The sequence below is a fragment of the Kitasatospora sp. NPDC089797 genome (genome assembly GCF_040684795.1).
Lineage (GTDB): Bacteria > Actinomycetota > Actinomycetes > Streptomycetales > Streptomycetaceae > Kitasatospora.
On sequence record NZ_JBFBGS010000011.1, the window covers coordinates 191337 to 198118 of the forward strand.

Annotated in this window: 5 protein-coding genes; all 5 read left to right on the forward strand. The window is 74.8% G+C overall.

What is annotated here, in order from left to right; genetic code table 11:
- Positions 1–62: 62 nt before the first annotated feature.
- The 5 genes from AB0O91_RS11615 to AB0O91_RS11635 all read left to right on the forward strand — a co-directional run bounded on the left by AB0O91_RS11615 (position 63) and on the right by AB0O91_RS11635 (position 6675).
- Positions 63–1919 carry a threonine/serine exporter family protein gene (locus AB0O91_RS11615; RefSeq protein WP_363430434.1) on the forward strand — a complete coding sequence of 619 codons (1857 nt, stop codon included), beginning with the start codon at positions 63–65 and terminating at the stop codon, positions 1917–1919.
- A 114-nt stretch (positions 1920–2033) separates the two neighbouring features.
- Positions 2034–3107, forward strand: coding sequence for a hypothetical protein (locus AB0O91_RS11620; RefSeq protein ID WP_363430436.1), 1074 nt, complete (start codon positions 2034–2036; stop codon positions 3105–3107).
- A gap of 243 nt (positions 3108–3350) precedes the next feature.
- Positions 3351–4616, forward strand: a complete 1266-nt coding sequence (locus AB0O91_RS11625) for a C40 family peptidase (protein ID WP_363430438.1) — start codon at positions 3351–3353, stop codon at positions 4614–4616.
- A gap of 202 nt (positions 4617–4818) precedes the next feature.
- Positions 4819–5355: a GNAT family N-acetyltransferase gene (locus tag AB0O91_RS11630; protein WP_363430440.1), complete on the forward strand. Its 537-nt coding sequence runs from the start codon at positions 4819–4821 to the stop codon at positions 5353–5355.
- 39 nt (positions 5356–5394) lie between these two features.
- On the forward strand, positions 5395–6675 hold the full coding sequence (locus AB0O91_RS11635; RefSeq protein WP_363430442.1) for a GNAT family N-acetyltransferase: 1281 nt from the start codon (positions 5395–5397) through the stop codon (positions 6673–6675).
- Positions 6676–6782: the final 107 nt, after the last annotated feature.

Here is a 6782-nt window from a genome sequence, read left to right on the forward strand (position 1 = left end):
TGCCTAAGCGGGGCCGACCGGGTGCGGGCAAGCGGGCGAGGGGAGGCCGGGCGGTCCGCCAGGTGCGGCAGACACCGCCGAGGCCGGTGCACCCCGCCGAGGCGCCGCCCACCGAGGGCCTGCTCGGCCACCCGGCCCCGGTCGCCGAGCCCGTCACCGTGGTGCCGCTCGTCCCGCCCGTCCTGGAGACCAAGGGCCTGCTGGCCCCCGAGCCCGAACCGACCCCCGCGCCGGCTCCCGAACCGACCCCCGCGCCGGTCCCCGCGCCGACCCCGGAACCGGCTCCCGCGCCGTCGGCCGCGCCGTCCCCGGGGCCGGAGCCGCACCCCGAGCTGACCATCGACGTACGCCCCCGGGACGCCGGCCCCGAGCCGTCGCGCCCGGCCCGGCGCCGTTCGGTCGCCGAGGACACCCTCACCCCCGAGGAGTGGCGCGCCGCCGGCTACACCCCGCCCACCGGCATCCCGATCCCGGAGCTGACCGCCGGCGCCCCCGGCGAGGCGCCCTGGCCGGACCGGATGCGCACCCTGCTGCGCACCCCGATGTCCGAGCGCCCCGCCTTCGAGCGGACCGCCCGCGAGATGCACCCCGCCGCGGCCACCGCCCGCAACGTCCCGCGCATCCTCGACCTGACCCTGCGCATCGGCGAACTGCTGCTGGCCAGCGGCGAGGCCGCCGAGGACGTCGAGGCGGCGATGCTCGGCATCGCCCACGCCTACCGGCTGGACCGCTGCGAGCCGCAGGTGACGTTCACCCTGATCGGCATCTCGCACCAGCCCTCGCTGGTCGAGCCGCCGGTCACCGCCGACCGCGTGGTGCGCCGCCGCACCTCCGACTACACCCGGCTGAACGCGGTCTACGAGCTGGTGGCGGACATCACCGCGGAGAAGGTGACGGTCAACGACGCCTACCGCCGGCTCGCCGAGATCCGCCGCAACCGGCACCCGTACCCGGCCTGGTTCCTCGCCCTGACCACCGGCCTGCTGGCCGGCGCGGCGACCTTCCTGGTCGGCGGGCGGATCGACGACAAGGCCTGGCTGGTCTTCGCCAGCGCCTTCGTCGCGGCGGTGCTCGGCGACCGGCTGGCCTCCGCGCTGGCCAAGCGCCGGCTGCCGGAGTTCTACCAGTTCGTGGCGGCCGCGATGCCGGCCGCCGCCTCCGGGATCATCCTGTCCTTCAACGACTGGGGCCTGCGCGGCTCGGTGGTGATCACCGGTGGGCTGTTCGCCCTGCTGCCCGGGCGCGCCCTGGTCGCCGCCGTCCAGGACGGCCTGACCGGTTTCTACATCACCGCCGCGGCCCGGCTGCTGGAAGTGGTCTACCTGGTCGCGGGCATCGTGATCGGCGTGATCATGATCCTCTACCTCGGTGTCGGCTTCGAGGCGAAGCTGAAACCGGACGAGAGCCTGGTGGGCAACAGCTACCCGCCGGTCCAGATGATCGCCGCGATGGTGCTCACCCTGGCCTTCGCCACCCTGCTGCAGACCGACCGCCGCACCCTCGCGCTGGTCACCCTCAACAGCGGCATCGGCTGGGCCAGCTACGGCGCGCTGGTGTACAACGCCCACGTCAACCCGATCGCCGCGACCGGCGTGGCGGCCGGCCTGGTCGGCCTCTTCGGCCAGCTGATGGCGCGCTACCGCAACGGCTCGGCGCTGCCCTACGTGACCGCCGCGATCGGCCCGCTGATGCCCGGTTCGGCGCTCTACCTGGGCATGCTCGCCTTCGCCCAGGGGCACTCCAGCGCCGGCCTGGTGTCGGTCTTCCGGGCGGCGGCGATCGCGATGGCATTGGCCGTCGGCGTGAACCTCGGCGGGGAGATCGCCCGGCTCTTCCTGAAGCTGCCGGTCGGCGCCGAGCTCCCCTCGCTCTACCCGACGGTGCCGCGTCGGGCGGCCAAGCGCACCCGTGGGTTCTGACCGCGCGTTGGGATCCGTGACGGGATCCGCAACGGGCCCGGTGTTGGGCCGGTATTGGGCCCCGGGCCATGTCACGGCAGGCAGGACGCAGGACCAGGAACGAAGGTAAGACCCATGACGACACTGCTGGACAGCTACCGCGAGCACATCGTCAACGCGCACAAGCAACCGCTGTTCCTGCTGCTGGTCGGCTTCATCACCTCGTTCGTCTTCATCCGCTTCAGCGTGCGGATGATCCGGGCCCAGGTGCGCTGGTGGCCGGGCAACGTCACCCCCGGCGGCCTGCACATCCACCACATGGTGTTCGGCCTGGGCTTCCTGCTGGTCGGCGGCATCGGGGTGTTCGCCGCCTACGGCGGGACCCCGTGGATCGACTGGTTCGGGCTGCTCTTCGGCATCGGCTGCGGCCTGGTGCTGGACGAGTTCGCGCTGATCCTGCACCTGGACGACGTCTACTGGAGTGAACAGGGCCGCAAGTCGGTGGACGCGGTGATCTTCGGCATCCTGTCCACCGCGCTGCTGCTGATCGGGTACGTGCCGTTCGGCGCGCTGCCGGGCGAGGACACCCGGTGGGGCCTGATCACCGTGATCTCGGTGAACGCCCTGGCCTCGGTGATCACCCTGCTCAAGGGCAAGGTGTGGACGGGCCTGCTCGGGATCATGATCCCCGGCCTGTCCTGGATCGGCGCGATCCGGCTGGGCCGGCCGACCAGCCCGTGGGCCCGCTGGCGGTACTCCACGCGCCCCCGCCGCCGGGCGCGTGCGCTCCGGCGCGAACGCCTGCTGCACCGGCGTGCGGACCGCGCCCGCACCTGGCTCTTCGACCTGATCGCCGGCGCGCCCGACAAGGTGCCCGCCAACCACCCGGCCGCCCACCGGGTCGCCGAGCGGATGTCGGCCCGGGCCACCGCCCACCTCGACGCCCACGCCGCCCGGGCCCTGGCCCGCCGTCAGGCGCGGCTCGCGGACCGCCGCTCGGCCGGGGTCTCCGCCTCCTCCGCCGCCCGTCCGCAGCAGACCGAGGAGCCCGCCGCGGGCGTCCCGGCCCGTTCGGCCGGGGCCCGGCAGCGCCGCCGCACGGTCCGCGCCGGACGCAACCGGACGTACGCGGTCAGCCCCACTGGTACGGAGACCCGCCCCGGCCGACACCCCCACCTGCGCACCAGGACCCGCCGGATCCACCGCTAGTTCGTATACCCTGTGCCCCTGCGCGGAGTTGACGCGTGATCGGATCATCGGATGGTCACCCGACCGGCGGAGCGCGTTTCCAGGTGTGAAAACCGTCGGAGTTGAGAACATGATCGGCGAGTGACCGTTCTGTCACGTGATGGGATGATTCGTCGGATCCCGCCGACTCGACCGCGACCCCGGTGGCCGCGCGCCGCCCGGCCCCCGCCGCCGTCCCCTCCGGACCGTGAGAAGGGATGTCTCGTGGCGCGCAGGATCCTGCCGACCCTCCTGTTGTCCCTCACCGCCCTGCTCGGGCTGCTCCCCGCCGCCCAGGCCGCCCCGAGGGACCCCGACCCGGCCGCCGGCAGCCCGCGGGCGGGCCAGGAGCCGTACCCCTCCACCGAGGAGATCGACCGCGCCCGCGCCGAGGCCGACGGCAAGGCCGCCTCGGCGGCCGCGCTGGAGGCCGCGCTCACCGCCGCCCGGACCGAACTCGACCGGGCCGGCCGCAGCGCCGAACAGGCCGTCGAGGCCTACAACGGAGCCCAGCTCGCCCTCACCCGGGCCCGCGCCGAGGAGACCGCCGCCAACCGGCGCTCGGCCGCGGCCGAGGCCGACCGCTCCGCGGCCGCCGAGGACGCGGCCCGGCTCGCCGCCGAAACGTACCGCCAGGGCGCGGGCGCCGAACTGTCCGCCCTCAACGCCCTGCTCGGCGCCCACGGCCCGCGCGAGGCCGGCGACCGCGCCGCCGTGATCGGCGTGGTCAGCCAACGCACCCGGCAGATCCTGGACGCCGCCACCTCCACGGCCGCCGCCGCCCGCACCGCCTCCGCCGCCGCCTCGGCCGCCACCCACGCCGCCGAGCAGGCCGCCACCGAGGTCGGCGCGGCCCGGACCAGGGCGCAGCAGCGGCTCGCCGCCCAACAGGGCGAGGTCGCCGCCGCGGTCGGCCACCGCGAGCGGCTGCTCGCCGAACTCGCCGCCGCCCGGAACACCACCGTCGAGCTGGAGCGCCGACGCCGCGAGGCGCTGGAGGAGATCGCCGCCCGCGAGGCGGAGGTGGCCGCCCGGGCCGCCGCCGAACAGGCCGCCCGCGAGGCCGAGGCCGCCGCAGCGGCGGCCAAGGCCCAGGCGGCACCGCCCGCCGCCCGCCCCTGGTCCGCCGAGGGCGCGGCCGCGGCCATCGCCTTCGCCAGGTCCAAGATCGGCCTGCCGTACATCTGGGGCGGCGAGGGCCCGGAGGGCTACGACTGCTCCGGGCTGACCATGATGGCCTGGCGCGAGGGCGGCCGACAGCTCAACCACTTCGCCGCCGACCAGTACGCCCAGTCCACCCCGGTCAGCTACCGCCAGCTGCGCCCCGGCGACCTGGTCTTCTGGACCGACACCGGCCGCTCCGCGGACATCCACCACGTCGGCCTGTTCATCGGCGACGACCAGATGATCGAGGCGCCGCGGGTCGGCATGCCGGTGAAGCAGGCCAGCCTCTGGATCATGGGCACCCCGGACTACTACGCCCGGCCGTAGCAGCACGGGCCGGACACCGGCCGCAGGGTCGCCTCCGGGGTGAGCACGTACCCGGTCGCGGCCGTCGGCCTCCTCGCCTCCTCGCCGTCTCGCCGTCTCCGCGGTCCCACCGCTTCCGCCGTTTCCGCCGTCCCGCCGTCCGCCCGGCGATGTCCGGGGCACGGGCTAGGGTGGCCGTTCCCGACCACCCCGAGGAGGCACCGTGCGGCTGCGGAACATCGAAGCGGGCGACATCGAGGCGTACGTCCGGATGAAGTGCGACGAGGTGATGATGGCCGAACTGGGCGGCCCGCTGCCCCGGGAGAAGGTCGAGGCGCGGCTGCGCAAGGACCTCGCACTGGCGGCGGCGGACGAGGCCTGGATCAAGGTGATCGTCCCGGACGACGACGAGCCGGCCGGCGCCGGGAGCGGCACGGCGGCCGGCCTCGTCGTGCTCTGGCAGGACCAGGAGGACGGCGTCACCGTCTCCGAGATCGGCTGGATGGTGCTGCCCGAGTTCCAGGGCCGCGGCCTCGCCAAGGCGGCGACGGGCCGGGTGCTGGACGCCGCGGCGGCGGACGGCCGGTGGGGCGAGGTGCACGCCAACCCCGGTGTCACCAACGGGCCCTCCAACGGGGTCTGCCGTGCACTCGGCTTCCGGCTGCTCGGCGAGCGGGACCTCGACTTCGACGACCGGATCCTGCGCACCAACCACTGGGTCGTCCTGCCTGGTCAGCACGGCGGATCGGCCACGGAATAATCGGATGCCCCCGTCCGGCCGCCGCCGTACGGTGGCTGGATGGGCAACAACACCGATGACCCGACCGTCGACACCGTGAGCGGACTCCAGGTGCGGGCCGTCTCCGTGGACGAAGTGGAGGAGTGGAACCGGGCGCTGAACTTCGGCTTCCTGCGCCCGCACGCCGGCGTCTCGCCGGAGCTCCGCCGGCGGCAGTGGGAGCCGGGCCGGATGCAGGCCGGCTTCGACGGCGACCGCCAGATCGCCACCTTCCGCAGCTTCGACGTCGAACTGACCGTCCCCGGCGGGGCCGTGGTCCGGGCCGACGCGATCACCAACGTCACGGTCAGCTCCACCCACCGCCGCCGGGGCCTGCTCAGCGCGATGATGCGCCGGGACCTCGAAGCCGCCGCCGGCCGGGGCTGCGCGGTCGCCGTCCTGATCGCCGCCGAGTTCAACATCTACGGCCGGTTCGGCTTCGGCCCCGCCACCGTCGGCTGCGGCTGGCACATCGACCTCTCGCGCACCCGCGGGCTGCGCGAGGGCCTGCCGGGCGTGCCCGGCGGCCGGATCGACTTCGTGACCCTGGCGGAGCAGCGCGAGCTCGGCGCCGCGCTGTACGAGCGCTGGCGGCTCACCCAGCCCGGTGCGATCGCCCGGGACGCCATCTGGTGGGAGCGCAACACCCGTCTGATCCAGGTTCCGGGGGACGACTTCAAGGAGCCGTTCACCGCCGTCCACCGGGACGCCGACGGCGAGGTCACCGGCCTGGTGGTGTACCGGGTCGACAGCAAGTGGGACGGCGCCCGCCCCGATGCCACGCTCACCGTGGACGAGCTGATCGCCCTCGACCTGCCCACCGCCGTCGAGTTGTGGCGCCTGGTGCTCGGCGTCGACTGGGTGCGCAAGGTGACGGTGAAGGGCGTCGCCCCGGACGACCCGCTGCCGCTGCTGCTCCAGGACCCGCGCGCGGCCACCGCCGACAAGGCGAACTCCGACTTCATGTGGCTGCGCCTGCTGGACGTCGAGGCCGCCTTCGACGCCCGCTCGTACGGCGCCGCCGGCCGGGTGGTGCTGGAGGTCGAGGACCACCTCGGCTACGCCTCCGGCCGCTTCGCGCTCGAGGTCGCCGCAGACGGCACCGGCCGCTGCGTGCGGACCACCGACGACGCCGATCTCGCCCTCGGCGCCTCCGAGTTGGGCTCGCTCTACCTCGGGGCCGAGACGGCCCCGCGGCTGGCCGCGGCCGGCCTCCTCACCGAACTGCGCCCCGGCGCGGCCGCCGCCGCCGACCTCCTGCTGCGCACGCCGCTGCGCGCCTGGACGCCGACCGATTTCTGAGCCCGTCCGTCCCGACGTCGGGGGTGGCGCGGGAGCGGCGGCGGGACCGCGCCCGAGCGCGGCGTTGACCACAAACCACCCCCCCGCCGCACCAGCCGCGACCCCAA

Bases quoted from the DNA above. Each gene is read 5' to 3' on its own strand.
- AB0O91_RS11635 (WP_363430442.1), top strand. From the start codon at position 5,395: ATGGGCAACAACACCGATGACCCGACCGTCGACACCGTGAGCGGACTC.
- AB0O91_RS11620 (WP_363430436.1), top strand. From the start codon at position 2,034: ATGACGACACTGCTGGACAGCTACCGCGAGCACATCGTCAACGCGCAC.